The organism is Cellulomonas humilata, from assembly GCF_030814415.1.
GTDB classification, from domain to species: domain Bacteria; phylum Actinomycetota; class Actinomycetes; order Actinomycetales; family Cellulomonadaceae; genus Cellulomonas; species Cellulomonas humilata_A.
The window spans coordinates 238,585-264,230 of the sequence record NZ_JAUSVB010000003.1 but is presented as its reverse complement, the minus strand read 5'-3'; the positions used below and the strand labels follow the sequence as shown (position 1 = coordinate 264,230).

26 protein-coding genes and 3 tRNA genes are annotated in these 25,646 nt (G+C 72.2%); 14 read left to right on the top strand and 15 right to left on the bottom strand.

Annotated features, from left to right (window positions below):
* Window positions 1-70 precede the first annotated feature (70 nt).
* Window positions 71-1,366 carry an APC family permease gene (locus J2X26_RS12315; RefSeq protein WP_307492651.1) on the bottom strand — a complete coding sequence of 432 codons (1,296 nt, stop codon included), beginning with the start codon at window positions 1,364-1,366 and terminating at the stop codon, window positions 71-73.
* A 209-nt stretch (window positions 1,367-1,575) separates the two neighbouring features.
* On the opposite strand from J2X26_RS12315, the gene J2X26_RS12310 reads away from it, so the two are divergent.
* Entirely contained in the window at window positions 1,576-1,767 is a 192-nt protein-coding gene (locus tag J2X26_RS12310) for a hypothetical protein (RefSeq protein WP_307492650.1), read from the top strand.
* A gap of 126 nt (window positions 1,768-1,893) precedes the next feature.
* The gene (locus J2X26_RS12305; protein WP_307492649.1) at window positions 1,894-2,142 is read left to right on the top strand and encodes a hypothetical protein; all 249 of its coding nucleotides are present in this window, start codon (window positions 1,894-1,896) and stop codon (window positions 2,140-2,142) included.
* Here the strand turns inward: J2X26_RS12305 and J2X26_RS12300 are convergent.
* The gene (locus J2X26_RS12300) at window positions 2,139-2,852 is read right to left on the bottom strand and encodes a phosphatase PAP2 family protein (RefSeq protein WP_307492646.1); all 714 of its coding nucleotides are present in this window, start codon (window positions 2,850-2,852) and stop codon (window positions 2,139-2,141) included. The genes J2X26_RS12305 and J2X26_RS12300 overlap by 4 nt on opposite strands.
* A 71-nt stretch (window positions 2,853-2,923) precedes the next feature.
* Between J2X26_RS12300 and orn the strand changes: the two genes are divergently transcribed.
* Entirely contained in the window at window positions 2,924-3,595 is a 672-nt protein-coding gene (gene orn, locus J2X26_RS12295) for an oligoribonuclease (RefSeq protein WP_307492644.1), read from the top strand.
* A 21-nt stretch (window positions 3,596-3,616) separates the two neighbouring features.
* Entirely contained in the window at window positions 3,617-5,863 is a 2,247-nt protein-coding gene (locus J2X26_RS12290) for an FUSC family protein (RefSeq protein WP_307492642.1), read from the top strand.
* On the opposite strand, the gene J2X26_RS12285 is transcribed toward J2X26_RS12290, so the two are convergent.
* The 3 genes from J2X26_RS12285 to J2X26_RS12275 all read right to left on the bottom strand — a co-directional run bounded on the left by J2X26_RS12285 (window position 5,842) and on the right by J2X26_RS12275 (window position 7,980).
* Window positions 5,842-5,917, bottom strand: a tRNA-His gene (locus tag J2X26_RS12285). The two genes, J2X26_RS12290 and J2X26_RS12285, sit on opposite strands and share 22 nt — an antisense overlap.
* 102 nt (window positions 5,918-6,019) lie before the next feature.
* A complete protein-coding gene (locus tag J2X26_RS12280) occupies window positions 6,020-6,943 on the bottom strand; it encodes an ATP-grasp domain-containing protein (RefSeq protein ID WP_307492641.1) in 924 nt (307 codons plus the stop codon).
* Window positions 6,940-7,980, bottom strand: a complete 1,041-nt coding sequence (locus J2X26_RS12275) for an ABC transporter ATP-binding protein (protein ID WP_439897850.1) — start codon at window positions 7,978-7,980, stop codon at window positions 6,940-6,942. Before J2X26_RS12275 ends, J2X26_RS12280 begins: the two co-directional genes overlap by 4 nt.
* A 75-nt stretch (window positions 7,981-8,055) precedes the next feature.
* On the opposite strand from J2X26_RS12275, the gene J2X26_RS12270 reads away from it, so the two are divergent.
* The 3 genes from J2X26_RS12270 to J2X26_RS12260 all read left to right on the top strand — a co-directional run bounded on the left by J2X26_RS12270 (window position 8,056) and on the right by J2X26_RS12260 (window position 10,582).
* Window positions 8,056-8,730 (top strand): ABC transporter permease, encoded by a 675-nt coding sequence (locus tag J2X26_RS12270; protein WP_307492639.1) that lies wholly within the window; start codon window positions 8,056-8,058, stop codon window positions 8,728-8,730.
* Window position 8,731: 1 nt separating this feature from the next.
* Window positions 8,732-9,508: an ABC transporter permease gene (locus tag J2X26_RS12265; RefSeq protein ID WP_307492638.1), complete on the top strand. Its 777-nt coding sequence runs from the start codon at window positions 8,732-8,734 to the stop codon at window positions 9,506-9,508.
* 66 nt (window positions 9,509-9,574) lie between these two features.
* Entirely contained in the window at window positions 9,575-10,582 is a 1,008-nt protein-coding gene (locus tag J2X26_RS12260) for a glycine betaine ABC transporter substrate-binding protein (RefSeq protein ID WP_307492636.1), read from the top strand.
* Window positions 10,583-10,631: 49 nt separating this feature from the next.
* Here the strand turns inward: J2X26_RS12260 and J2X26_RS12255 are convergent, their stop codons facing one another.
* From J2X26_RS12255 to J2X26_RS12240, 4 genes are all read right to left on the bottom strand, one after another.
* Window positions 10,632-12,116, bottom strand: a complete 1,485-nt coding sequence (locus tag J2X26_RS12255; protein ID WP_439897849.1) for a dihydrolipoyl dehydrogenase family protein — start codon at window positions 12,114-12,116, stop codon at window positions 10,632-10,634.
* A 141-nt stretch (window positions 12,117-12,257) separates the two neighbouring features.
* Window positions 12,258-12,333 (bottom strand) — tRNA-Lys (locus J2X26_RS12250).
* A 66-nt stretch (window positions 12,334-12,399) separates the two neighbouring features.
* Window positions 12,400-12,615 (bottom strand): hypothetical protein, encoded by a 216-nt coding sequence (locus J2X26_RS12245; RefSeq protein WP_307492633.1) that lies wholly within the window; start codon window positions 12,613-12,615, stop codon window positions 12,400-12,402.
* Between the two features lie 111 nt (window positions 12,616-12,726).
* Entirely contained in the window at window positions 12,727-13,023 is a 297-nt protein-coding gene (locus J2X26_RS12240; protein WP_307493164.1) for a GroES family chaperonin, read from the bottom strand.
* Between the two features lie 87 nt (window positions 13,024-13,110).
* On the opposite strand from J2X26_RS12240, the gene bcp reads away from it, so the two are divergent.
* The 5 genes from bcp (at window position 13,111) to J2X26_RS12215 (ending at window position 19,137) form a co-directional block, all read left to right on the top strand.
* Window positions 13,111-13,578 carry a thioredoxin-dependent thiol peroxidase gene (gene bcp / locus J2X26_RS12235; protein ID WP_307492632.1) on the top strand — a complete coding sequence of 156 codons (468 nt, stop codon included), beginning with the start codon at window positions 13,111-13,113 and terminating at the stop codon, window positions 13,576-13,578.
* 22 nt (window positions 13,579-13,600) lie between these two features.
* Window positions 13,601-13,683 (top strand) — tRNA-Leu (locus J2X26_RS12230).
* Window positions 13,684-13,970: 287 nt separating this feature from the next.
* On the top strand, window positions 13,971-16,019 hold the full coding sequence (locus J2X26_RS12225) for a family 43 glycosylhydrolase (protein ID WP_307492630.1): 2,049 nt from the start codon (window positions 13,971-13,973) through the stop codon (window positions 16,017-16,019).
* A 68-nt stretch (window positions 16,020-16,087) separates the two neighbouring features.
* Window positions 16,088-17,575 (top strand): endo-1,4-beta-xylanase, encoded by a 1,488-nt coding sequence (locus J2X26_RS12220; RefSeq protein ID WP_307492628.1) that lies wholly within the window; start codon window positions 16,088-16,090, stop codon window positions 17,573-17,575.
* 71 nt (window positions 17,576-17,646) lie between these two features.
* Window positions 17,647-19,137: a non-reducing end alpha-L-arabinofuranosidase family hydrolase gene (locus J2X26_RS12215; protein WP_307492627.1), complete on the top strand. Its 1,491-nt coding sequence runs from the start codon at window positions 17,647-17,649 to the stop codon at window positions 19,135-19,137.
* A gap of 58 nt (window positions 19,138-19,195) precedes the next feature.
* Here J2X26_RS12215 and trxA read toward each other — a convergent pair whose 3' ends face one another.
* Entirely contained in the window at window positions 19,196-19,567 is a 372-nt protein-coding gene (trxA, locus tag J2X26_RS12210) for a thioredoxin (protein ID WP_056591845.1), read from the bottom strand.
* A 146-nt stretch (window positions 19,568-19,713) separates the two neighbouring features.
* Here trxA and J2X26_RS12205 point away from each other — a divergent pair, with 146 nt between their 5' ends.
* Window positions 19,714-20,268 (top strand): NUDIX hydrolase family protein, encoded by a 555-nt coding sequence (locus tag J2X26_RS12205; RefSeq protein ID WP_307492625.1) that lies wholly within the window; start codon window positions 19,714-19,716, stop codon window positions 20,266-20,268.
* A complete protein-coding gene (locus J2X26_RS12200; RefSeq protein WP_307492624.1) occupies window positions 20,265-20,909 on the top strand; it encodes a Pr6Pr family membrane protein in 645 nt (214 codons plus the stop codon). The genes J2X26_RS12205 and J2X26_RS12200 overlap by 4 nt, the downstream gene beginning before the upstream one ends.
* Here J2X26_RS12200 and J2X26_RS12195 read toward each other — a convergent pair.
* From J2X26_RS12195 to murI, 5 genes are read right to left on the bottom strand one after another with little or no spacing between them, the layout of a single operon-like run.
* Entirely contained in the window at window positions 20,899-22,545 is a 1,647-nt protein-coding gene (locus tag J2X26_RS12195; protein ID WP_368671707.1) for an ABC-F family ATP-binding cassette domain-containing protein, read from the bottom strand. The genes J2X26_RS12200 and J2X26_RS12195 overlap by 11 nt on opposite strands.
* Window positions 22,546-22,575: 30 nt before the next feature.
* Window positions 22,576-23,190: an RdgB/HAM1 family non-canonical purine NTP pyrophosphatase gene (gene rdgB, locus J2X26_RS12190; RefSeq protein WP_307492621.1), complete on the bottom strand. Its 615-nt coding sequence runs from the start codon at window positions 23,188-23,190 to the stop codon at window positions 22,576-22,578.
* On the bottom strand, window positions 23,187-23,981 hold the full coding sequence (gene rph, locus J2X26_RS12185) for a ribonuclease PH (protein ID WP_307492619.1): 795 nt from the start codon (window positions 23,979-23,981) through the stop codon (window positions 23,187-23,189). Before rph ends, rdgB begins: the two co-directional genes overlap by 4 nt.
* 58 nt (window positions 23,982-24,039) lie before the next feature.
* Window positions 24,040-24,828 carry an MBL fold metallo-hydrolase gene (locus J2X26_RS12180; RefSeq protein ID WP_307492617.1) on the bottom strand — a complete coding sequence of 263 codons (789 nt, stop codon included), beginning with the start codon at window positions 24,826-24,828 and terminating at the stop codon, window positions 24,040-24,042.
* On the bottom strand, window positions 24,825-25,640 hold the full coding sequence (murI, locus tag J2X26_RS12175; RefSeq protein ID WP_307492616.1) for a glutamate racemase: 816 nt from the start codon (window positions 25,638-25,640) through the stop codon (window positions 24,825-24,827). The genes J2X26_RS12180 and murI overlap by 4 nt, the downstream gene beginning before the upstream one ends.
* Between the last annotated feature and the right edge of the window lie 6 nt (window positions 25,641-25,646).

Below are 25,646 nucleotides of genomic sequence, written 5' to 3'. Positions count from 1 at the left end.
GGGAGAACCTACCGATTCCGGGCGCACCGGAAGCGGGTTCGACCACATCTGTGGACGAAGACGGCTCGGGTCACGCGACGGGGGGGACCCTGGCCCGCCGGAGCGCCCCGACCGCCACAGCCACCAGCGCCAGCCCGAGCGGCACCACCAGGTGCCACCCCGCGAGCGCGGCGAGCCCGAGCGACAGGACGCAGGCGACGACGGCCGCCCACCAGCCGGCGCTCCCCCGGTCGAGCAGGCGCACGGCGGCGGCCATGCCCACGGCGTAGATGGCGACCATGCAGCTGGTGTGGACGAGCACGAACGGTTCGAGCTCGCCGCCGGTGGCCACGGCGATCGCGAAGTACAGCGCGGCCAGGGCGGCGGCGAGCAGCAGCGCGCGACGCGGCACGCCGCCCGGCTGCGCGCCCTGCGCCACCCAGCGCGGCAGGTCGCCGTCGCGGCCGAGCGACGCACCGAGCTTGGCGAAGGCGCCGACATAGGTGCCGAGCACGCCGAGCGTCACGATCCCCGCGACGACGGCCACCGCGACCCGGCCGACTCCTGGCAGGCCGACGTCGACCAGGTCCATCAGCGGGACGTCCGACGACGCGGCGTGGTCGCCGAGGACGGTCACCGTTACGTACTGCAGGGCCAGGTAGGCGACGCCGACGACGACGAGCGCGATCGCCGTGGCGCGCGGGATGGTCCGTCGTGGGTCCCGGAACTCGCCGGCGAGGTGCGTCACGGCTTCCCAGCCGGCGAACGCCCAGACGTACAGGCTCGCCGCGGCGCCGACGCCCGCCCACCCGTGCGGTGCGAAGGGCACGAGGTTCGCCGGGTCGGCCGCGGGCAGGGACACCAGGACCACGCCGATGACGAGGACGACGAGCGCGCCGGTGAGCGCGAGCTGGACGGGTCCGGCGAGCCGCAGGCCGACGGCGTTGGTGACCAGCGGCGGGACGAGGAACGCCGCGCCGACGAGGTAGACGTGCCACTGCGCGCCGCCGAGCATCGCGACGACGTACTGCGCCCCGAGCAGTGCCACGACCGGTGCGCCGACGCAGACGCCGAAGAAGAACCAGTAGCCGGTCATCCGTGCCGCGGTGGGTCCGAGGGCGAGCCGGACGTAGGTCGCGACGCCGCCGGAGTCGGGGTGCCGGGTGGCGAGGGCGGCGAACGCCGCGGCGAGCGGGACGGAGGCGAGCAGGACGGCGGCGACGGCCACGAGGGACGCCGGTCCGGCCGCACGGGCCGCCAGGGTGGGCAGCAGGAGGATCCCGGTGCCGAGCACCGAGGCGACGTAGAGCGCGGTGCCGAGCGCGAGCCCGATGCGTGGCTGGGCGTCGGCACTCGTGGCCGGTGCGGCGAGGGCGGGGGCGGGCACCGGCGCAGCCTCTCCCGGACGGCGCCGCCGAACCAGACGGCAGACGGGCGACGTCCGTCAAGATCCCGCCAGCGAAGAGCAGCGTCAAATCGGGCGAAAGCGGCGGAAAAATCACGTGACGACGATCGCCGACGCATGGTCGAGTACTCCCACACCACCCACATCGTCCGGGCTCCGGCCCGGACACCGTCATGCCCGAGGAGCACCCCGTGTACCCGAACCAGACCTATGAGGTCACGCGCCAGGCGAACGCCGAGCGCCTTGCCCAGTCCCACCAGGCGCGCGTCCGCGAAGCCGCACGCGACGCCAGACAGCCGGCCGCGAACACCGGTCGACCTCCGGATACGCGGCGCGTCCAGGCGCGTCCGACGAACCCCGTCGGCGTCCTCGTCGCCCGATGATCCACACCCCGGTGGGCGCGGACCAATCCTCCCCGAGGAACTGGTCCGCGCCCACCGTCATGCATGCCACCATGTCGCCATGCCGAGCCACCCCCGCCCGCGTCTCCGGACCTGCGGGCGGCGCTGATGGGTCGGCACAACACCCCGGACCCGGCTGCGCAGCTCCCCGCGCGGAGGCGTCTCGGGCGGTTCCTCGTCCGATGGGTCGAACGGATCGGGATCGGTCTCGTCGCGGGCGCGGGCACGCTCGGGGTGCTGCTTTGGGCCGGCACGTCCTGGACCGCGAGCCTGTGGATCGCGGGGACGGTGGCCGTGATCGTCCCGGTCGCCGCATGGCTGGCGTCGACGGTCCCCGGTCCGGAGTCACACCGCTAAGGGGACGGCGGTCCCGTGTGCAGCCTGTCCACCACGGTGACCAGCCCGAGCACCACGACCGCGAGCGCCACCGCCGCCACGACGTCCGTGAGGAAGTGGTAGCCGAGGTACAGCCGGCTCAGCGCGACCAGGGCGGTGCCGACGACGGTCGCGACGACCCACGCCACGATCCGCGCCACCGACGGGTTCCTGCTGCACACGAGGTAGCCGGCGACGAGCAGGAGCGTCGCCGTCCCGATGGTGTGGCCCGAGGGGAAGGACGCCGTCGTCTCGGCGCCGGGCACGAACATCGTGTCCTCCGGGGGCCGTTCGCGTCCCACCAGACCTTTGACGGCGAGACTCATCAGGGTCGACGCGACCATGGCCCCCGCGAGGAGCACCGGCCGCCACCACTCGCGCCGCACCAGGCCCCAGACCAGGCACGCGACCCCGACGACGATCGGCAGGACCGTAGGCCCGGTGACGAAGGTGATGGCCGCCAGCACAGCCGTCCAGCCGGCCGTGCGGTGCGCGACGAGCCAGTCGAGGACCGGCTGGTCGAGGTCCCACAGGTCGTCCTTCTCCTGCACCCCGTCGAGCACGGAGAGGAACACCCCGAGCCCGGCGACGACGAGCACGAGTCCTGGCAGGACGGCCCACAGCACCGGGCGAGCACGCAGCGCGGCGAAGGCGTTGGTGCTCGGTGGCGCCAGGGCAGGTTCGTCCGACATGCACCGACGCTAACCGGGACACGACGACCCCACGACCGCGCCGACGCGCGACGCCCCCTAGGCTGACCTGCGTGACCAGCACGCCGACGCCCCCGCCCGCCCCGACCGGCCAGGAGAGCGCCGACCGCATCGTCTGGATCGACTGCGAGATGACCGGGCTCGACCTCGGCGCCGACGCGCTGGTCGAGGTGGCAGTCGTGGTGACCGACTCCGAGCTGCGCGTGCTGGGTGAGGGCGTCGACGTCATCATCGCGCCGCCCGCGGAGTCGCTCGAGCAGATGAACGACTTCGTCCGCACGATGCACACCACGTCGGGCCTGCTGGACCAGCTGTCGACCGGCACGACGATCGAGGACGCCCAGGCCACGGTCCTGGAGTACATCCGCACGTGGGTGCCGGACCCCGGCAAGGCGCCGCTGGCGGGCAACTCGGTGGGCACCGACAAGGCGTTCCTCGACCGCGACATGGCCGAGCTGGTGGCGTACCTGCACTACCGCGTCATCGACGTGTCGTCGATCAAGGAGCTCGCGCGCCGCTGGTACCCGCGCGTGTACTTCGCGTCCCCCCGCAAGAACGGTGGCCACCGCGCGCTGGCCGACATCCTCGAGAGCATCGACGAGCTGCGCTACTACCGCGCGGCACTCCTGCCCGCGCAGCCCGGCCCTGACTCCGCGGCCGCGAAGAAGATCGCCGCCGAGGTCGTCGCCACGTCGGTGAAGGGCACGCTGCGTACCGAAGGCTGAGCACGCCGGGTCGGAGGTGACATGCACCGCCTCCGACGCTGGCTGCGCCGGCACGACCCCGAGAGCTACGCGCAGCACCGCGCGGTCCGGCTCACCCTGTCCGCCACGCTCGTCCTCGCGGTCACGCACCAGCTGATCGGCGATCCGCAGGTCGTCACGTTCGGCGTCTTCGGCACGTTCGCGCTCCTGCTCTTCGCCGACTTCCCGGGCGGTCCGGCCGGTCGGCTCGGCGCCTACACCGGTCTCGTCCTCGTCGGTTCCCTGCTCATCTGCCTCGGCACCGTGGTGTCCCGGTCCTGGTGGTCCGCGACGGTCGGGATGCTGGTCGTCGGCACGCTCGTCGCGTTCGCGGGGACGGTCTCCGCGGCGATCGCGTCGGCTCGCAACGCCGCGCTGCTGCTCTTCATCCTCCCGGTCACCGTGCCGAGCGCACCCGGCGAGATCGGCGCGCGACTCCTCGGCTGGGCGCTCGCCGCGGCCGTCTGCGTCCCCGCGGCGTTGCTGCTGTGGCCACCCCGCGAGCACGACCGGCTGCGCGCTGCGTCGGCCCGGGTGTGCGGGGCGCTCGGGGCGCGGCTCGGTGGCGTCGTCGGCACGGATGAGCTCGACGGCGCGTTCGGCGAGCTGCGGCGCGCGCTGCGCGGGACCGCGTACCGGCCGGTCACCCTCACCACGGGCAGCCGCCTGCTCCTGCGCCTCGCCGACGAGCTCGAGTGGCTGCACCAGCTGGTGGCCGCGCCGAGCTCCTCGGACGAGGGGTGGCCACCCTGGACCCGTCAGGTGGTGCGCGCCTGCTCCGCGGTCCTGGTCGCCGCAGGCGAGGTGCTCGGACCGGGCCCCCACACCCCTGCGGCTCGCGACGCCCGACGTCGGCTCGACGACGCCCTCACGGACCTGGACCAGGACCGCCGGACCGCAGCCGACGAGCTGGTGGACGCGCTGGTCCACGGCCGACCGCTGACCCCTGACCAGCGCGACCACCACACCCAGCGCGCACACGCCTGGGCCTACGCGGCGGAGCTCGTCGGGCGGACCGCCGCGGCCTCGGCCGAAGCCGACGCCCGGCCGCTCGTCGACCGGCTGCTCGGGCGGGGGCAGACGTCGCTCGCCGCCGGTCCCGCCACCGCGGCCGCCCACCTCGCCGCTCGACAGGTGCACCGGGACTCCGTCTGGCTGCAGAGCTCCCTGCGCACCGGCGCCGGACTCGCGATCGCGGTGCTCGTCGCCGAGCTCAGCCATGTCCAGCACGGGTTCTGGGTCGTCCTCGGCGCGATGTCGGTGCTGCGCACGTCGGCGCTGACCACGACGTCGACCGTGCTGCGCGCGTTGCTGGGAACCGCCGTGGGCTTCGTCGTCGGCGGAGGCCTGATCCTGCTCGTCGGCACGGGACCGACGACGTTGTGGGTGCTACTGCCACTCGCCATCCTCGTCGCCGGCTTCGCGCCACAGACGGTCTCGTTCGCCGCCGGCCAGGCCGCGTTCACGGTGGCCGTGGTGATCCTGTTCAACCTCCTGCAGCCGGTCGGCTGGCAGGTCGGGCTGGTCCGGGTGCAGGACGTGGCGATCGGCTGCGCGGCAGCCCTCGTCGTCGGGCTGCTCCTGTGGCCCGGCAGCGCGGCGGCCCGTGTGCGGCACGCCCTGGCGGAGGCGTACGGGTCCACGGCCGACCTGCTGGGTGACACGGTGCGCAGCTCGCTGACCGCCGACGTGCCGCGTGCCGACCGGTCGGGGGCCGCCTCGGCCGCCCTCCGGCTGGACGACGCCCTCCGGCAGTACCTCGCCGAGCGCGGCGTGCGACCCGAAGGGCTGACGACCGTCACGGCGGTGATCAACGGCGTCGGGCGGCTGCGGCTGGCCGCGGAAGCCATCGACGGCCTCGACCGACCGAGGACCGTGCCGACCGGTGCCGACGCGGAGATCTCGGCGCTGCTGCTCTCCCGCTCGGCCGGGACGACGGGGTGGTTCCACGGGGTCGCGGGTGCGCTGGTGACGCGCTCCGCACCGGTGCCGGAACAGCTACCGTCCGACACCCAGCAGCTGGTGGTCGAGCTGCTGGCCCGATATCGCGGGCCGCGGACCGAGTCAGCCGCGCACCGTGAGCTCCAGCTGGCGTGGGTGGGGCTGTTCCTCGACGACACGGCCGCTCTGGCCGCGCGGCTGGCCGACCCGGTCAAGGCGCTGTGCCTGGGCGAGACCGGTCCGGGAACGGCGACGGGCGCCGACCCGAAGGTCGACGCCCGACGCGATGGGGTGGCTAACGGGACTTGAACCCGCGACCCCCTGGACCACAACCAGGTGCTCTACCACCTGAGCTATAGCCACCACGATCACCCGACGCGGACGCCGGGCCGTCCAGAAGTGTACCCGAGGCGGGGAGCACTTCTGGAACGGAGAGGCAGTGGCCTCGGCCACTGTCCGCGAGGCTCAGAGCCGAGCGGCGATGGCGTCGGCGACGCGGGCCGCCGAGCCCTCCGCGTGCGCGAGGAACAGGGACGGCTCGGTGAGCTCGACCTCGAGGACCACGGGGTTGCCCTCGTCGTCGGGGATCAGGTCGACCCGGGCGTAGAGCAGGGGCCCGTCGGCACCGGGCGCGATCGTCGGCAGGGCTGCGACGACACGCTCGCCGAGCTCACGCTCGGCGTCGCTCGCCTCCCGCGCCGTCATGATCTCCTGCCGGTACAGCTCGTCCGCCTGCTGCTCTCGGTACGGCCCGTCGAGCAGGGCGCCCTTGCGGACGGAGTGGCTGAACTGGCCGTCGATGAAGACCAGCGCCGTCTCCCCCACCGTGTCGATCTTGCGCAGGTAGCGCTGGATCATCACGCGGCGGCCCACGCTGAGCAGGTTCTTCGCGTGCGTGATCGCCAGCGAGCGCTGCTGGGTGACCCCGGCGTCGTAGCGGCCCGTGTCGCGCGCGCCGGCGCTCACGGTCGGCTTGATGACGAAGTCGCCGAACGCCGGGAACCGGGTGTGGATGGCGCGCGAGTCGTGGTTGCGCTCCGGGTCCAGCCAGATGGTCGGCACGATCGGCAGGCCGGCCTTCTCCAGGTCCCGCAGGTACGTCTTGTCGATGTTCCAGCCCACCACCGAGGCGGGGTTGAGCAGCGTGCTGGTCCGCTCGACGCGGCGCGTCCAGTCGGCGAACTGCGCCGGCCGGTCCGTGTAGTCCCACGTGGAGCGGATCACGACGTGGTCGTACGTGCCCCAGTCGATGGTCGGGTCGTCCCAGACGACGGCGTCCGTGGCGATGCCGCGCTCGAGCAGCGCGTCGCGCAGGATCTGGTCGTCGGGGTCGAGCTCGGGCAGCTCGGCACAGGTGGCGAACGCGAGTCGGGCCGTCGTCGTGGTCACGTGCGCAGCGTACCGACGGGGGCCGCGGCGCCGTCTGTGGCGTGCGTCTCGTCGTCGGGCTCGGTGAGCCGGTCGAGGGCGCGCACGACGGAGGCGGGAGTCGCGCTGCCGACGACGCGGCCCTGCTCGTCCTGCACCGGCAGCGGGCCGTCGGCGCCGACGAGGGCCGAGAGCACGTCCCCCAGCTCGGCGCCGACGGTCAACGGCGGTCCGCCGGTCCCTGCCTGCACGCCGGGGTCCAGGTCAGCGCGCTCCAGGCGGCCGAGCGCCAGCAGCCGAGCCGTGCGCCCGCGCCCGACGAGATCCGCGACGGCGGGGGTGGCCGGCCGGGCCACGATGTCGAGCGGCGACGCCAGCTGCTCGATGTGCGCGCCGGGGCTGAGCACCGCCACGCGGTCCGCCATGCGCACCGCCTCGTCGATGTCGTGCGTGACCAGCATCACCGTGATGCCGAGCGTGCGCTGGATCCGCGCGAACTCGGTCTGCAGCCGGCGCCGGCCGACCGGGTCCACCGCTCCGAACGGCTCGTCCATCAGAAGGACCGGAGGGTCGGTGGCCAGCGCCCGGGCGACTCCGACCCGCTGGCGCTCGCCACCGGACAGCTCGTGCGGGAACCGTCGGGCGTACCGGTCCGGGGGCAGCCCGACGAGGTCGAGCAGCTCGTCGACCCGGGCGGCCGTGCGCTTGCGGTCCCAGCCGACGAGGCCCGGGACGGTGGCGACGTTCTGGGCGACCGTGCGGTGCGGGAAGAGCCCGACGTTCTGGATCACGTAGCCCATCCGGCGCCGCAGGCCCACCGGGTCGACCGTCGTGACGTCCTCACCCTGGAGCAGGATGCGTCCGGACGTGGGCTCGACGAGGCGGTTCGCCATGCGCAGGGTGGTCGTCTTGCCGCACCCCGACGGGCCGACGAGCACGAGCACCTCGTGCGGCTGCACCGCGAGGCTGAGGTCGTCGACCGCTGCGCCGGACCCACCGCGTCCGGACGCGTAGGACTTGCTGACGTGCTCGAAGGCGATCGCCGGGTCGTCTGCCACCTCCAGGACGCTAGTCGCTGCCTCCGACACCCGCAGATCCTGCGCGTGTCGGAGGCCGCGGGTACGTTTCACGCCATGCGTCTGGCCGAGGCTCCACCCAACCCGTGGTTCTCGTGGGAGTACGTCCAGCGCAACTCCCAGGACATCGCGCGCTTCCTGGAGCAGCACGCGTCACTGACGTTCCAGGCTGTCGCCATCGCGTTCGTGCTCGCGCTGCCCCTCGGTGCGCTGGCGCACCTGCGGCCCCGCCTGGCCGGTCCGGTGCTCGGCGTCGCGGGCGTCCTCTACACGGTGCCGTCCCTCGCGCTCTTCGCGATCCTCGCGCCGTACACCGGCATCGGCCGCACCACCGTTCTCATCGGGCTCGTCTCCTACGCGCTGCTCGTCCTGACCCGGAACGTGCTGGTCGGGCTCCAAGGCGTGGACCCGGCGGTCCGTGACGCCGCCCGCGGAATGGGTTACGGCCGCGCCCGGCTGCTGCTCGCGGTCGAGCTCCCGCAGGCGCTGCCCAGCATCGTGGCGGGCCTCCGGCTCGCCACCGTGACCACGGTCGCGCTGGTCACCGTCGGGGTCGTCGTCGGCTACGGCGGGCTCGGCCAGCTGATGTTCCGCGGCTTCCGCAGCAACTACCACGCGGAGATCATGACGGCGACGGTGCTGTGCCTCCTGCTCGCGCTGGTGTGCGACCTGGTGCTCGCGGGCATCGGCCGCCGGCTCACCCCGTGGGCGCGCGTCGAGAGGCCGGTGTGACGTGGACGTCCTGCACGAAGCGTTCCTGTGGCTGAACGACCCGTTGAACTGGACCGGTCGCAACGGCGTCATCGCCCTCACGCGCGACCACATCATCGTGTCGTTCCTGGCCGTCCTGCTGGCCGCCGTCGTCGCCTTGCCGACAGGCCTCTGGCTCGGCCACCGTCGCCGGGGCGCGACCGCCGGCGTCGTCGTCGCCAACACCACGCGTGCCCTGCCGACGCTCGCGCTGCTCACCCTGCTCGCCGCGAGCGGACTGTTCGGCAACACCGCGACGGTGCTCGCGTGCGCCGTGTTCGCGGTCCCACCCCTGCTCACCAACACCGTGACCGGCCTCGGCGAGGTCGACGCCGACATCCGCGACGCGGCGCGCGGCGTGGGGATGTCGGGGCGGCGCAGCCTGTGGGCGGTGGAGGTCCCGCTCGCGGTCCCGCTGATCGCCGCCGGCATCCGCACCGCGTCCGTGCAGGTGCTCGCGACCGTCCCGCTCGCGGCGCTCGTCGGCGGTCGCAGCCTCGGCACGATCGTCGTCACCGGCTTCGGGACGCAGGACTACGGGCAGGTGCTCGCCGGCGGCATCCTGGTCGCCGCGCTGTGCCTGGTCTCCGAGGGGCTGCTCGCGATCGCCCAGCACCTGCTGACGCCACGAGGGCTGCGGGCGCTCGCACGGGACACCTCCGACACGCCGTCGCGGCGCGCAAAACGGGCGCAGATCACGTCCTCAGCGCTTGCCGAGGCTCCGACAAGCGGATCGAATAGGTCGGGTTCTTCGGCCTGACATCCTCCGGCGGCCGTTTCTGCCGTCACCTGGACCACCCTCTGCCGACTCCACGAGGAGAGCACGATGCGAGCGAGACGCTCCACCACCCTGACCCTGGTCGCCATCGCCACGCTGGCGCTCGGCGCCTGTGGCAGCCCCGGCTCGGGCGGAGGCGAGGCCGACCCGACGTCGTCCGGCACGTCCGGCCTGGCCACCTGCGACCCGATCGCGGGCGAGAAGCTCGTCGTCCTCGAGGACGACAAGGGCCTGCAGCAAGCGGACAACATCATCCCCGCGGTGAACAAAGCCGCCGCGGAGGCGAACCCGGCCGTCATCGAGCTGCTGGACACGGTGTCCGCCGCACTCGACACCGAGAAGCTCATCGAGCTCAACAAGGCCGTCGACATCGACCGGCGGACGTCGAGCGACGTGGCGGAGGAGTTCGTCTCCACCGAGGGTCTGGCAGCCGAGGACGGCGCGGTCGGCGCAGGTGCGCCGCTGGTCATCGGCGCCGCGAACTTCTCTGAGAGCGCCACGCTCGCGGAGATCTACGCGGCCGTGCTGCGGACCGGCGGCTACACCGTCGAGGTCCGGACGATCGGCAACCGCGAGACCTACCTCCCGCCGCTCGCAGACGGCACGCTCACCGCGGTCCCGGAGTATGCGGCGACGCTCACGAACTTCCTCAACGCGCAGCAGAACGGCGCCGACGCCGAGTCGGTGGCGTCGGCGGACGTCGACGAGACCGTGGCCGCACTGACCCCGCTCGCCGAGGCCGCCGGCCTGACCGTCGGCGCAGCGTCCCCGGCGCAGGACCAGAACGCGTTCGCCGTGACCAGCGAGTTCGCGGCGGAGCACGACCTCACCACCCTCAGCGACCTCGCGGCCAACTGCGGTGGTCTGGTCCTGGCGGGTCCGGCCGAGTGCCCCGAGCGCCCGTTCTGCCAGCTCGGTCTCGAGGACACGTACGGCATCGAGTTCGCCGACTTCCAGTCGTACGACTTCGGTCTGATCGGCCAGGCCGTGCGTCAGGGTGAGGCGGCCATCGGTCTGGTGCTGTCGAGCGACGGGTCCCTCGCCGCCGACAGCTGAGAGTGACGACGAAGGGGCGGACCCGTCCGGGTCCGCCCCTTCGTCACGCTCAGAGTCCTGCGGTCTCCAGCAGGCGGAGCCAGACCTCGCTCACGGTCGGGTACGACGGGACCGCGTGCCAGAGCCGGTCCAGCGGGACCTCACCGACGACGGCGATCGTCGCGGCGTGCAGCATCTCCGCCACCTCGGGCCCGACGAACGTGGCGCCGACGATCACGCCGCGCGCCTCGTCGAGGACGATCTGCGCGCGCCCCGCGTAGTCCTCCGCGTGCACCGTCGCACCGGCGACGTTCTCGAGGTCGTACCCGACGACGCGCACGTCGAGGCCCTTCTTCCGCGCACCCTCCTCGCTCAGCCCGACCCACGCGACCTCGGGCCGCGTGAACACGACCTGCGGCACGGCGGCGGCGTCCGCGGTGGCCCGGTACCGGCTCCACGGGGCTGCGGCGCGCTCGGCGTCGGCGTCGAGGGAGCGATCACCGGCGGTCGCGCCCTCCGGTGAGTCCGCGGCGGAGGACCGCGGGTCGAAGCGGGCCGCGATGACGTCGCCCACCACGCGGGCGTCGTACTTGCCCTGGTGGGTGGTCGCCGTCCGCCCGGACACGTCTCCGACCGCGAACAGCCAGCCGCCGTCGGCACCGGTGACCTGGAGCGCGTCGTCCACGGTCAGGGGCTTGCCGGGCTGGAGCCCGAGCGTCTCCAGGCCCAGGTCCGAGGTCCGCGGTCGGCGGCCGGTCGCGACCAGCACCTCGTCGACCACGAGGTCAGCACCGGTGCCGGTCGACAGGTGCACGCCGTCCGCCTCACGCCGCACCGACTGGGCCTCGGTGCCGAACAGCACGGTCACGCCGAGGTCCGTCAGCGCCGCGGCGACCGCCTCGCCGGCGAACGGCTCCGCGTTGGCCAGCAGCCGGTCGCCGCGCACGACGAGCGTCACCGCACTGCCGAAGTCCGCGAACGCCGTCGCCATCTCGACACCGACCACCCCGCCTCCGAGGACGGCCAGCCGCGCCGGGACCTGCTGGGCGGAGGTCGCCTCGCGGCTGGTCCAGGGCCGCACCTCGGCCAGACCGTCGACGGGCGGGACGACGGCAGCCGACCCGGTCGCGACGACGACCGCGTGCCGGGCCGTCACCTGCACGGGCCCGTCCGCACCGTCGACCGACAGCGAACGCTCTCCGGTGAAGCGCGCGTGACCCCGCAGCAGCGTGATCCCCGTGCTCTCCACCCAACCGACCTGCGAGCTGTCGTCCCACTGGTGAGTCACCACGTCCCGACGTGCGAAGGCGGCCGCGACGTCGACGTCTCCGGTGACGGCCGCGGCAGCCCCCGGCACGCCGCGGGCGGCCGCGAGCGCCGCGCCGGGCCGCAGGAGCGCCTTCGACGGCATGCAGGCCCAGTACGAGCACTCGCCCCCGACCAGCGCGTCCTCGACGAGCGCGACGCTCAACCCGCTCCGACCGGCCCGGTCGGCGACGTTCTCCCCCACGGCACCGCCGCCGATCACCACGACGTCGAACTCGCGACCCATCATCGACCCCTTCGACCCACAGGCACCTCCCCGGCGGACGACCGGGGACCGAGGCCTATCGTGTCCCGGTCCTCGCACGGGCGCAGCACGGGGATACGACGAAGGGCCTCCCCCAACGTTTCCGCTGGTGGGAGGCCCTCCGGGTGGTGCGCCATCAGGGACTCGAACCCCGAACCCGCTGATTAAGAGTCAGCTGCTCTGCCAATTGAGCTAATGGCGCGCGGTTGAGAACGCTAGCAGGCCGGACGCCCGATCTGCCAATCGAGAACGGCCGTCGTGACGACCGTCACGCAGTGCCGCCGGCGCTCTCGCCGTCAGCCGTCTTCTTGTCCTGCTCCCACCACGCCTCGTCGGGCAGGCCCTCGGACTCGAGGATCTCGGTCGACGTCGCCTCGGGGGTCGCCAGGTCCACGATCAGGGCGAGCGGGACGTGCTCGGCGAGCAGGTCGCGGACGGCCTGGGTCTCCTCGGCAGGTACCGGGGTGCTGTCGTGCTCAGTCATCGTGATCTCCCTGGGAACGATGTCCCCCGTGCTCATGCCACCACCACGTCCCACGCGGTGCAAGGCGTCAAGGCCGACGCCGCGTCCGGTGGGCGTCGCGTGGATGAACGATCAGAGGTACAGACCGGTTCCCTCGCCCGTCCCGCGCGGCTCGGCGACTGCGTGCACATCCTTCTCGCGCAGCAGGACGTACGTCGCCCCGGCGAGCTCGACCTCGGCGCGGTCCTCCGGGTCGAACAGCACGCGGTCGCCCACCTCGACCTGCCGGACGTGCTGGCCGGCGGCCACGACGGCACCCCAGGTGAGGCGCTTGCCGACGACGGCCGTGGCCGGGATGACGATGCCCGCGGACGATCGCCGCTCCCCCGCCTCGCCGTCGAGCGAGACGAGCAGACGGTCGTTCAGCATGCGGATCGGGAGGTCGCTCACGCGTCCGACGGTACCCGTGCGACATAGGCTGACCGCATCCCCGACCACCTCGTCCCAGGAGATCACGTGCCCCGTCTCGCCGTCGGCGACCTTGCCCCCGACTTCACGCTGCCGACCGCCGACGGCAGCACCGTCACGCTGTCCGACCTGCGTGGACGCCGGGTCATCGTGTACTTCTACCCGGCCGCGATGACCCCCGGGTGCACCACGCAGGCGTGCGACTTCCGCGACTCGCTCGCGTCGCTGCAGGGTGCCGGGTTCGCCGTCGTCGGCGTCTCCCCGGATACCGTCGACAAGCTCGCCGCATTCGTCGAGCAGGAGCACCTGACGTTCCCGCTGGGCTCCGACCCGGACCACGCCGTGCTCGAGGCGTGGGGCGCCTGGGGCGAGAAGCTCAACTACGGCAAGACCGTCACCGGGGTGATCCGCTCGACCGTCGTCGTCGACGCCGAGGGTCGCGTCGAGCTCGCGCAGTACAACGTCAAGGCCACCGGGCACGTCGCCAAGCTGCGTCGGGACCTCAAGGTCGCGTGAGCCTGTGGGAAACTTCCGCTGCGCGGGAGTGGTGAAACGGCAGCCACGCCAGGTTTAGGTCCTGGTGCTCGAAAGGGCGTGCGGGTTCAAATCCCGTCTCCCGCACACGATGGTCGTAGGCCGACCATGCCTCGCAGTCCGGACAGCTCCCGGCAGGACGTGATCCTGCCGGGAGCTTCTGTGTGTGCAGACCTAAACGTTCCGGGTACCCGGAAAGCGTTGTACACCGGTGTAGATCTCGCTACTTTTCCGGCGAACCACCTCTTCCGAGCGTGGCCGGCCAGGCAGATGTGAGCGCTAACATCTGCGCCCCGCCGTATCGACGACGACACGGCACCGGGGCGATCGGCGTACCGGCCCAGCTCGCGGGACACGACGCGAAGGAGCGAACGATGAGGAAGTCCGTCGCTGCATCCGCGCTGGCGATCGCCGGCCTGCTGCTGGCCATGGTCGTGGTCGCGGCGCCGTCGGCGAGCGCGGCGTCGATCGACACCACCGCGTCGTACGTGCTGGTCAACCGCAACAGCGGCAAGGCCCTCGACGTGTACAACCTGTCCACCGCTGACGGCGCCCGCATCACCCAGTGGTCCCGCAACGACGGCGCCCAGCAGCAGTGGCAGTTCGTCGACTCCGGCAACGGCTACTACCGCCTCAAGTCACGCCTGTCCGGCAAGGTCCTCGACGTCACCGGCCGCTCCACCGCCGACGGCGCCGCCATCATCCAGTGGTCCGACGCCAACTCCACCAACCAGCAGTTCTCCATCCAGGACATCGACGGCTACATCCAGCTCATCGCCCGCCACAGCGGCAAGGCCGTCGAGGTCCAGGGCGCCTCCACCGCCGACGGCGGCAACATCGTCCAGTACGCCGACTGGAACGGCACCAACCAGCAGTGGCAGCTCGTCCGCCTCGGCGGCACCACCCCCACGACACCACCGCCCAGCGGGACGTTCACCAACCCGGTCGTCTGGCAGGACTTCGCCGACGGCGACATCATCCGCGTCGGCGACGCCTACTACTACTCCGCGTCGACGATGCACTACTCCCCCGGCGCCCCCATCCTGCGCTCGTACGACCTGGTGAACTGGGAGTACGCGGGCCACTCCGTGCCGCGCCTCGACTTCGACGACAACGGCTACGACCTCAACGGCGGCCGCAAGTACGTCAAGGGCATCTGGGCCTCCACGCTGGGGTACCGCCCGAGCAACCGCACGTACTACTGGCTGGGCTGCACGGAGTTCAACCGCACGTACGTCTACACGGCGTCGGCGGTCGACGGCACGTGGACCAAGAAGGCGCGGCTCAACCAGTGCTACTACGACGCGGGCCTGCTGGTCGACGACAACGACACGATGTACGTCGCCTACGGCAACGGCACGATCAGCGTCGCGCAGCTCAACGCCGACGGCACCGCCCAGGTGCGCGCCCAGCAGGTGTTCCAGACGCCGTCCAGCGTCGGCACCCTGGAGGGCGCCCGGTTCTACAAGCGCAACGGCTACTACTACATCTGGCTCACGCGGCCGGCGAACGGCCAGTACGTGCTGCGCTCCAGCTCGCCGTTCGGCCCGTACGAGATGCGGGAGGTGCTGCTCAACCTGCCCGGTCCGATCTCCGGCGGCGGCGTGCCGCACCAGGGCGGCCTCGTCCAGACGCAGGCCGGTGACTGGTGGTACATGGCGTTCACCGACGCCTACCCGGGCGGCCGCGTCCCGACGCTCGCGCCGATCAGGTGGACCTCCGACGGCTGGCCGACCCTGCAGACGGTCAACGGCCGCTGGGGCACCACGTACAACCGGCCGAACATCACGACCACCAAGACGGTCGCCTCGATGATCGGGAAGGACTCGTTCGCCGGAACCACGCTGGGCCAGCGGTGGGAGTGGAACCACAACCCGGACACCTCCCGGTTCAGCGTCAACAACGGCCTGCGGCTCCAGACCGCCACCGTGACCAACGACCTCTACAACGCGCGCAACACGCTGACGCACCGCATCCAGGGCCCGACGTCGACGGCGACGATCGAGCTCGACTACTCCGCGATGGCCAACGGCGACCGGTCGGGACTGGCGATGCTCCGGCAGTCGTCGGCCTGGGTCGGGGTGGTCAAGAACAACGGCACCACCCGCGTGGTGATGACCGACGGACTCACGATGAACAGCTCGTGGGCGACCACGGGCACCGGGGTCGAGCGTGCGTCGGCGGCCGTGTCCGGCGGGCGGATCTGGCTGCGGGCGACGGCGGACATCCGGCCGGGCTCCGGCCGGACGGCGACGTTCTCGTACAGCACCGACGGGACGACGTTCGTCCCCCTCGGGCCGACGTTCACGCTGAACAACGCGTGGGAGTTCTTCATGGGCTACCGGTTCGGGATCTTCAACTACGCCACGCAGGCGCTCGGCGGAGCCGTGACGGTCCGCAGCTTCGACCTCACCACGCCCTGACAGGGGTGTCGCCCGATCACCGTCGACCACGCGACCCCCGCGTGGTCCCCGACAGAGAGCGAGTCATCATGCGCACCACGCCCGAACAGATCCACCGCCACGGATGGAGGCGACAAGCAGCGGCGCTCGTCGCCGTCACCGGACTGGTCCTGACCATGCTCGTCGCTCTGGCGAACCCGGCGCAGGCAGCCTCGACGCTCGGTGCGTCGGCGGCAGAGAAGGGTCGCTACTTCGGTACGGCGATCGCGGCCGGGAGGATGAGCGACTCGACGTACATCGGGATCGCGAACCGTGAGTTCAACATGATCACGGCGGAGAACGAGATGAAGTGGGACGCGACCGAGCCGAACCAGAACTCCTTCAGCTACAGCCGCGGCGACCAGATCGCCAACTGGGCCCGCAGCAATGGCAAGCAGGTCCGCGGCCACGCGCTCCTGTGGCACGCGCAGATGCCCGGCTGGGCCCAGAACCTGTCCGGCAGCGCCCTGCGCAACGCCGCCATCAACCACGTCACCAAGGTCGCCACGTACTACCGCGGCAAGATCCACTCCTGGGACGTGGTCAACGAGGCCTTCGCCGACGACGGGCGCGGCAGCCGCCGCGACTCGAGCCTGCAGCGCACCGGCAACGACTGGATCGAGGCCGCGTTCCGTGCCGCCCGCGCCGCCGACCCCGGCGCCAAGCTCTGCTACAACGACTACAACACCGACGGCATCAACGCGAAGTCCACCGGCATCTACAACATGGTCCGCGACTTCAAGTCCCGCGGCGTCCCGATCGACTGCGTGGGCTTCCAGGCCCACCTCGGCACCAGCATGCCCGGCGACTTCCAGGCCAACCTGCAGCGCTTCGCGGACCTCGGTGTCGACGTCCAGATCACCGAGCTCGACATCCAGCAGGGCGGCAACCAGGCGAACATGTACGCCGCCGTGACCAACGCCTGCCTCGCGGTGGCGCGGTGCAACGGCATCACCGTGTGGGGCGTGCGCGACTCCGACTCCTGGCGCACGGGGGCCAACCCGCTGCTCTTCGACTCCTCGGGCAACAAGAAGGCCGCGTACACCTCCGTCCTGAACGCCCTCAACGCAGGCGGTGGCGGCGGCGGTGGTGGCGGCTCGACCTCGATCGACACGGGCGCCTGGTACGTGCTGGTCAACCGGAACAGCGGCAAGGCGCTCGACGTGTACAACCTGTCCACCGCCGACGGCGCCCGGATCACCCAGTGGTCCCGCAACGACGGCAACCAGCAGCAGTGGCAGTTCACCAGCACCGGCGACGGGTACTACGAGATCAGGTCCCGGCTCTCCGGCAAGAACCTGGACGTCTCCGGCAGGTCGACGGCCGACGGTGGCGCGATCGTGCAGTGGACCGACAACAACGGGGCCAACCAGCAGTGGCAGGCCACGATCTCGAACGGGTACGCCACGCTGATCAGCCGCAACAGCGGCAAGGCCCTCGAGGTGCAGGGCGCCTCGACGGCCGACGGCGCCAACATCGTCCAGTACAGCAGCTGGAACGGTGCCAACCAGCAGTGGCAGCTCGTCCGCGTCGGTTGACCGACACCCGTAGCGAGGGTGGGGCGCCGGTGCGGCGCCCCACCCCGCACACCCCCGAAGGAGTGGGAACCATGAGAAGAACCCCCGGAACGCTGCTGCCGCGCTGGCAGGCGCTGCTGCTCGCGCTCACCGTGGCCGTCACCGGCGCTGTCGCCGTGGTCGCGGCGCCGTCGGCGAGCGCGGCGTCGATCGACACCACCGCGTCGTACGTGCTGGTCAACCGCAACAGCGGCAAGGCCCTCGACGTGTACAACCTGTCCACCGCCGACGGCGCCCGCATCACCCAGTGGTCCCGCAACGACGGCGCCCAGCAGCAGTGGCAGTTCGTCGACTCCGGCAACGGCTACTACCGCCTCAAGTCACGCCTGTCCGGCAAGGTCCTCGACGTCACCGGCCGCTCCACCGCCGACGGCGCCGCCATCATCCAGTGGTCCGACGCCAACTCCACCAACCAGCAGTTCTCCATCCAGGACATCGACGGCTACATCCAGCTCATCGCCCGCCACAGCGGCAAGGCCGTCGAGGTCCAGGGCGCCTCCACCGCCGACGGCGGCAACATCGTCCAGTACGCCGACTGGAACGGCACCAACCAGCAGTGGCAGCTCGTCCGCCTCGGCGGCACCACCCCCACGACACCACCGCCGACCGGTGGGTGCGCCCTGCCGTCGAGCTACCGGTGGAGCTCCACGGGTTCGCTCGCGACTCCGCGGTCGGGCTGGGTCTCGCTCAAGGACTTCACGACGGCCCCGTACAACGGCAAGCAGCTCGTCTACGCCACGACGCACGACAACGGCTCGTCGTGGGGCTCGATGAACTTCAGCCTGGTGAACAACTTCTCCGAGCTGGGCTCCGCGTCGCAGAACGCCATGTCCTCCGGGACCGTGGCACCGTCGCTGTTCTACTTCGCACCGAAGAACATCTGGGTCCTGGCCTACCAGTGGGGCGGCAACGGGGCGTTCTCCTACAAGACCTCCAGCGACCCGACCAACCCCAACGGGTGGTCCTCGGCCCAGACCCTGTTCACCGGCAGCATCACCAACTCCGGGACCGGTCCGATCGACCAGGCCCTCATCGCTGACGGCTCGAACATGTACCTGTTCTTCGCCGGCGACAACGGGCGGATCTACCGCGCGAGCATGCCGATCGGGAACTTCCCGGGCAACTTCGGCTCGTCCTACACGACCATCATGACCGACACCACGAACAACCTGTTCGAGGCGCCGCAGGTCTACAAGGTCAAGGACCGCAACCAGTACCTGATGATCGTGGAAGCCATCGGCAGCAACGGCCGGTACTTCCGCTCGTTCACCGCCACCAGCCTCTCCGGCTCGTGGACACCGCAGGCCGCGTCCGAGAGCAACCCGTTCGCGGGCAAGGCCAACAGCGGTGCGACGTGGACGAACGACATCAGCCACGGTGAGCTCATCCGCACGAGTGCCGACCAGACCATGACCATCGACCCCTGCAACCTGCAGCTGCTCTACCAGGGTCGCTCGCCCAGCTCCGGCGGGGACTACGGCCTGCTGCCCTACCGGCCCGGCCTGCTGACCCTCCAGCGGTAACCGAGCACGCACACGGAAGGGCCGGCCCCGTGCGGGGGCCGGCCCTTCTGGCGTGCGGTCAGGCGTCCGTGCTGGCGGCCGCGGCGATCTTCTCGCGGACCTCGTCCATGTCGAGCGCCTTGACGGCCTCGACCACCTGCTCCAGCGCGGGGGCGGGCAGCGCGCCGGCCTGGTTGAACACCAGGATCCCGTCGCGGAACGCCATCAGGGTCGGGATCGAGAAGATCTGCAGCTCGGCGGCCAGCTCCTGCTCGGCCTCGGTGTCGACCTTCGCGTGCACGACGTCCGGGTGGTTCTCCGAGGAGTCCTCGAAGACCGGGCCGAAACGCTTGCACGGCCCACACCACTCCGCCCAGAAGTCGACAAGGACGATCTCGTTGTCCTTGATGGTCTGGCCGATCGTGCTGCCGGTCAGCTCTGTCGTCGCCATGAGTTTCCTCCAGTGCTCGGTTACCGCCAGATAGAGCGCGCAGCCACCGACGACTATTCCCGAGGGTGTCGCGACGCACACCTCGGCGGGGGGTGATCCGCGCGCCGGGGCCGACGTCAGCACCGGCGGGGCGGTAGACATGGTGGGTGACCGCATCCGCCGAGTTCCCTCGCGGCCCCGAACGTCCCGCCGGCTGGTTGAGTGCCGACGAGATCACCCGCGCCCGCACCCAGCTGCCCATCCTCTACGTGGACGCCATCCCCGTGCGCGTGGACGACTCGGGCGACGTCGTCCAGGTCGGTCTGCTGCTGCGGGTCACGCAGGAGGGTGTCATGTCCCGCGCGCTGGTCAGTGGCCGCGTGATGTACCACGAGCGGGTGCGCGACGCGCTGCTGCGGCACATCGAGAAGGACCTCGGGCCGGTCGCCCTGCCGCAGATCCCCGCGTCGCCGCAGCCGTTCACGGTCGCGGAGTACTTCCCGACGCCCGGTGTCACGCCGTACCACGACCCCCGCCAGCACGCGGTGTCGCTCGCCTACGTGGTGCCCGTCCTCGGGGACTGCCGGCCGCAGCAGGACGCGATCGACCTCGCGTGGATGACGCCCGAGGAGGCGTGCGCGCAGCAGATCCAGTTCGAGATGAACGGTGGCCAGGGACTGCTCCTGCGGCAGGCGATGGGGCACGTCGGCCGGCTCCCATGAGCGAACCCCAGCCGCGCTACCTGCTCGCCCGCACCCTGCACATCGTCGTCCTGGTCGCGGCTGTCGTGGGGTTGTCGTTGGAGCTCGTGCGGGCGCTGACGTCCGACGACGTCGGGACGCGGCTGGTGCGGCTGTTCAGCTACTTCACGATCCAGTCGAACATCCTGGCCGCCGTGGCGGCCGGGATGCTCGCGTGGCGGCCGGACCGCCGCGGACGGGTGTTCGCGGTCGTTCGGCTCGACGCGCTCCTCTGCATCGCGGTGACGGGCATCGTCTACCACACCGTGCTCGCCGGGCTGCAGGAGCTGACGCCGTCCGGTGCGCTGGCGAACCTCATGCTGCACACGATCGTGCCCGTCGGGACGGTCGTCGCGTGGCTCGTCGTCGGGCCGCGACCGCGCCTGTCCCCCGCCGTGGTCGGCTGGTCGCTGGTCTACCCGCTCGGCTGGATCGCGTACACGTTCATCCGGGGCGCGATCGTCGACTGGTACCCGTACCCGTTCCTCGACGTCTCCGAGATCGGGCTCCAGTCGGCCCTCGTGCGCACGGGCATCGTGGCGGTCATCCTCCTCGCCCTGGCGTTCGCGGTGCTGGCGCTCGAACGGGTCCTGCCACCCGTGCCCAAGCCCGTCAGAGACTGAGCTCGGGCCAGTCCGCCAGGTCCGCGCGCATCCGGCGGTCGTGCGTGGCGACGACGACGGCGGCCGACGTGGCGCGCAGCGCGGCCGTGAGCTCGTCGACCAGCCCGACGGACAGGTGGTTGGTGGGCTCGTCGAGGATCAGCACGTGCGGGGCCGCCAGGAGCGCGCACGCGAGGTCGAACCGTCGGCGCTGACCGACCGACAGCTCACGCAGCGGCCGGTCCAGGTCGTCCTCCGTCAGCAGGCCGAGCGCCGCGACCGGGACCAGCTGGTCCGGGTCGAGCAGCCGGGCCTCCAGGAGCGTCAGCGCGTGCCGGGCGTAGGCGTCGAACCCCGACAGCTGCTCGGCGGTGCCGGCGGCACGCGGGTGGGCGACGACGGCCGCGGCGTGCTCCGTCGGCCCCTCCTGCGCGAGCACCCCGAGCCGGACCCCCGGCGCGATGGAGCGGACCCCGCGGTCGAGCGCGATCGACCCGGCCAGCGCGGCGAGCAGCGTGGACTTGCCCGAGCCGTTGGGGCCGGTGACGAGCAGGCGTCCGCAGGCCGGGACCTCGATCCGGACCCCGGCCAGGTCGAGCCGGTCCCGCACGAGGGGGGCGCGCAGGTCCAGCAGCGGACCCGGCTGCGGCTCGGGGGGCAGGGACGGCAGGTCGGGGAACGTCAGGACGAGCGGCGGGGTGGGCACCTCGACGGCCTCGGCGTCGAGCTTCTGGATCAGCCGGTCGGCGGCCTTCACGTGCCCGCGCGCCCGGGTGGCCCGGCGGTGCTTCTGCGAGCCCTTGGGCGGGCGCCACTCGTCGGAGAGGTTCTCGTACGTCGAGTCCAGCCGCTCCGCCAGCTCCAGCGCGCGCTTGCGCTCGGCCCGGTACCGCGCCTGCCACCGGCGGACCATCTGGCTCTTGAGGAACCGGTAGTCGGAGTACCGCGTGGCGCCGTACAGCGCCGGGCGGCCGTCCATGGCGGGGTCCAGGTCGAGGATCGCGGTCATCACGTCGTCGAGCAGGCGCCGGTCGTGCGTCACGATGACCACCGCGCCCGGCCACTCCCGCAGGCGGGCCGTCAGGTAGTCGATGCCGGCCGCGTCGAGGTGGTTGGTGGGCTCGTCGAGCAGCAGCAGGTCCGCGCGCTCCCCGATCCGGCAGGCCAGGCGCACGCGGTAGCGCTCGCCGACGCTCAGCTGGTCGAGCCGGCGGTCCGGGTCCCGCGGCGCACCGAACCGCGTGAGCGCCTCGTCGACCCGCCGGTCGGCGTCCCAGGCCGCCAGGTGCTCGTACCGGCTGACGGCCGCGGTCAGGCGCGCGAGGTCGCCGGACTCGTGGTTGAAGCCTGCGATGGCCGCCTCCAGCTCACCGGCCGCCGCGCGGATGCCGCCGAGGGCCTCCGCGACGAACGTTCCGATGGTCGCGCCGCCGGGTGCGTCGAGCTCCTGCTCGACCGACGCCAGCGTGCCGGTCCGGCGCACCTCGCCGGTCTGCGGTGCCAGCTCGCCCGCGAGCACCCGCAGCAACGTGGTCTTGCCCGCGCCGTTCTCGCCGACGACGCCCACCCGGTCCCCCGCACTGACGACGAGGTCGACCCGGTCCAGCACAGGGTGCCCGGGGTAGCCGTAGGTGACGGCGTCGGCGACCAGCTGCACGTCGCCCGAGGGACTCTCAGTCACGACAGGTCATCCGCCGAGCACCCGGACGAGCGTCGGGACCAGCGCACGGAACGCGGTGCCGCGGTGGCTGATCGCGTTCTTCTCCTGCGGCGTCAGCTCCGCGCACGAGCGGGTCTCGCCCGTGGGCACGAGGATCGGGTCGTAGCCGAAGCCGCCGGCACCGCGCGGCTCGGTGGCCAGCACCCCCTCGAGCGTCCCGGTCTCGACGTGCTCGAAGCCGTCGGGCGTGACCAGCGCGGCGGCGCACACGAAGCGCGCGGAGCGGTGCGGCTCGGCGATGTCGGCCAGCTGCGCGAGCAGGAGCGCGAGGTTGGCGGCGTCGTCCCCGTGCGTGCCGGCCCAGCGCGCGGAGAAGATCCCGGGTGCGCCGCCGAGCACGTCGACGCTCAGCCCGGAGTCGTCGGCGACCGCGGGCAGCCCCGTGAACGCCGCCAGGGCGCGCGCCTTGATCAGCGCGTTCTCGATGAACGTGACGCCGTCCTCGACCGGCTCGGGAGCGCCGAGGTCGCGGGCGCCGACCACCGACTCCGGGTCCAGCCCGGGCAGCACCGGCGCGAGGATCGCGCGCAGCTCACCGACCTTGTGGGCGTTGTGCGTCGCGAGAACGAGGCGCGCGGTCACCGCACCAACCGCGTGGCCGAGCCGTCGCCAGGTGCCGACGCCAGCGCGGCGACCTGCAGAGCCGTCAGGTCTGCGGTGCCGGCCACGGCCAGGTCGAGCAGCGCGTCGAGCTCGGCGCGGTCGAACGGGGCGTGCTCGGCGGTGCCCTGCACCTCGACGAACGTGCCCGAGCCGGTCACCACGACGTTCATGTCCGTCTCGGCGCGCACGTCCTCGACGTACGGCAGGTCGAGCACGGGCACGCCGTCGACGATGCCGACGCTCACGGCGGCGACCGAGTCGCGCAGCACGACCTTGTTCGCGGGGATGTGCTTGTTCGCGACCGCCCACGCGACCGCGTCGGCCAGCGCGACGTACGCGCCCGTGATCGACGCGGTCCGGGTGCCACCGTCGGCCTGCAGCACGTCGCAGTCGAGCACGATCGTGTTCTCACCGAGCGCGGAGACGTCGATGATCGCGCGCAGCGACCGGCCGATCAGGCGCGAGATCTCGTGCGTGCGGCCACCGACGCGACCCTTGACCGACTCACGGTCTGAGCGGCTGGACGTGGCGCGCGGGAGCATCGAGTACTCGGCAGTGACCCAGCCCTCGCCGGACCCCTTCTTCCAGCGCGGCACCCCGGGAGTGAACGACGCCACGCAGAGCACCTTGGTGCCGCCGAACTCGACGAGCACGCTGCCCTCCCCCGCCTCCAGGAAACCGCGGGTCAGGGTGACGGGACGCAGCTGGTCGGGCGCGCGGCCGTCGGCGCGAACGCGCGCGAGAGGAGAGGTGGTGGCAGCAGAAGTCATGCGGACGAGCCTAACCGCGCCCCCGGACACCCCCGGACGCCGACGCGACGTGCGGTTCCTAGAGGACGTGGACAGCGCCCGGGTGGGCCAGGGCGATCGGGCCGGTGTAGACCGCGGCGGCCTCCGCCAGCGTCAGGGCGGGGTCGTTCCAGGCCGGGATGTGGGTGAGGACCAGCTGGCCGGCGCTCCCGCGCGCGGCTGCCTCGCCCGCCCGGCGGCCCGTCAGGTGCACGCCGCGCAGGGCGTCGTCGCGCCCCTCGAGGTACGCCGCCTCGGACAGCAGGAGGTCGACGCCGGCGGCCAGGGTGTCGAGGCCCGCGCACGCGTCGGTGTCCCCGGTGTAGGCCAGCGTCACGGTGCGCGACGGGTCCGCGTCGCTCGGCCCGGACACCCGGATCCCGAACGCCGGGACCGGGTGCTCGACGGCCACCGGCACGAGCACGAGCGGTCCGACGGTCACCGGCGAGCCCTCCTGCCACTCGACGACGTCGAACTGGCCGTCGGTGCTGGTGGCCGGGTCCTTGCCGGCCATCTGCGCGAGCCGCTCGGCCGTCCCGGTCGGACCGTGCACCGTCACCGGGTCGCAGGGGCCGGACGGGTGGTACCGCCGCAGGACGTTGAGCACCACCATGTCGGCCACGTGGTCGGCGTGCAGGTGCGACAGCCCGATCGCGTCGAGCCGGGTGGGGTCGCCGAACCGCTGCAGGGCACTCAGGGCGCCGTTGCCGAGGTCGAGCAGGACCGTCCACGTGCGCCCGTCGGCGTCGTCGGCCTGCACCAGGTAGCCCGACGCCGCCGAGTCGGGACCCGGGAACGATCCGGCGCACCCCAGGACGGTGAGCCTCACCGCAGGGCCGCGCTCGGCTCGACGACCTCGACCTCGGGGCCGAGGAACCGGCGCGCGAGGATGCGGAACTGGTCCGGGTCGCCGGTGGCGAGGAAGCGGTGCACGGGCGGTCCTGCCGCCGGGTCGCGCTCCAGGTCGTGCGCGACGAGGGTCCGGTAGACGTCCTTGGCGGTCTCCTCGGCGCTCGACACCAGGGTGACCTCCTCACCCATGACGTACGAGATCGCGCCGGTGAGCAGCGGGTAGTGCGTGCAGCCCAGCACGAGGGTGTCGACGCCGGCCTCGCGTACCGGGTCCAGGTACTCGTGGGCGGTGGCGAGCACCTCGGGCCCGGACGTGATCCCCGCCTCGACCAGCTGCACGAACCGCGGGCAGGCCTGCGTGGTCAGCTCGATGCCGGGTGCGACGGCGAACGCGTCGTCGTAGGACTTGGACTCGACCGTGGACTTGGTCGCGATCACGCCGATCCGCCCCGACCGGGTGGCCGCGACCGCGCGGCGGGCGGCCGGCAGGATCACCTCCACCACCGGGATCCCGCGCCGCAGCGTGTAGCGCTCGCGGGCGTCACGCAGCATCGCCGACGAGGCGGTGTTGCACGCGATGACCAGCAGCTTCACGCCCGCGTCGACCAGGTCGTCCATGACCTCCAGGGCGTGCGCGCGCACGGCCGCGAGCGGCTTGGACCCGTAGGGCGTGTTGAGGGTGTCCCCGATGTAGAGGGTGGACTCCTGGGGCAGCTGGTCCAGGATCGACCGGGCCACGGTGAGCCCGCCGACGCCGGAGTCGAAGATGCCGATGGGGGCGTCGTTCACGCGGAC

What these genes read in the sequence shown, in the direction of transcription:
- J2X26_RS12260 (WP_307492636.1), top strand. Translation starts at nt 9,575, where the DNA reads ATGCGAGCGAGACGCTCCACCACCCTGACCCTGGTCGCCATCGCCACG.
- rph (WP_307492619.1), bottom strand. Translation starts at nt 23,981, where the DNA reads ATGACTTCTGCTGCCACCACCTCTCCTCTCGCGCGCGTTCGCGCCGAC.
- J2X26_RS12255 (WP_439897849.1), bottom strand. Translation starts at nt 12,116, where the DNA reads ATGATGGGTCGCGAGTTCGACGTCGTGGTGATCGGCGGCGGTGCCGTG.
- J2X26_RS12305 (WP_307492649.1), top strand. Translation starts at nt 1,894, where the DNA reads ATGGGTCGGCACAACACCCCGGACCCGGCTGCGCAGCTCCCCGCGCGG.
- J2X26_RS12200 (WP_307492624.1), top strand. Translation starts at nt 20,265, where the DNA reads ATGAGCGAACCCCAGCCGCGCTACCTGCTCGCCCGCACCCTGCACATC.
- J2X26_RS12215 (WP_307492627.1), top strand. Translation starts at nt 17,647, where the DNA reads ATGAGAAGAACCCCCGGAACGCTGCTGCCGCGCTGGCAGGCGCTGCTG.
- J2X26_RS12225 (WP_307492630.1), top strand. Translation starts at nt 13,971, where the DNA reads ATGAGGAAGTCCGTCGCTGCATCCGCGCTGGCGATCGCCGGCCTGCTG.
- J2X26_RS12245 (WP_307492633.1), bottom strand. Translation starts at nt 12,615, where the DNA reads ATGACTGAGCACGACAGCACCCCGGTACCTGCCGAGGAGACCCAGGCC.
- J2X26_RS12240 (WP_307493164.1), bottom strand. Translation starts at nt 13,023, where the DNA reads ATGCTGAACGACCGTCTGCTCGTCTCGCTCGACGGCGAGGCGGGGGAG.
- J2X26_RS12300 (WP_307492646.1), bottom strand. Translation starts at nt 2,852, where the DNA reads ATGTCGGACGAACCTGCCCTGGCGCCACCGAGCACCAACGCCTTCGCC.
- J2X26_RS12270 (WP_307492639.1), top strand. Translation starts at nt 8,056, where the DNA reads ATGCGTCTGGCCGAGGCTCCACCCAACCCGTGGTTCTCGTGGGAGTAC.
- J2X26_RS12220 (WP_307492628.1), top strand. Translation starts at nt 16,088, where the DNA reads ATGCGCACCACGCCCGAACAGATCCACCGCCACGGATGGAGGCGACAA.
- trxA (WP_056591845.1), bottom strand. Translation starts at nt 19,567, where the DNA reads ATGGCGACGACAGAGCTGACCGGCAGCACGATCGGCCAGACCATCAAG.
- J2X26_RS12290 (WP_307492642.1), top strand. Translation starts at nt 3,617, where the DNA reads ATGCACCGCCTCCGACGCTGGCTGCGCCGGCACGACCCCGAGAGCTAC.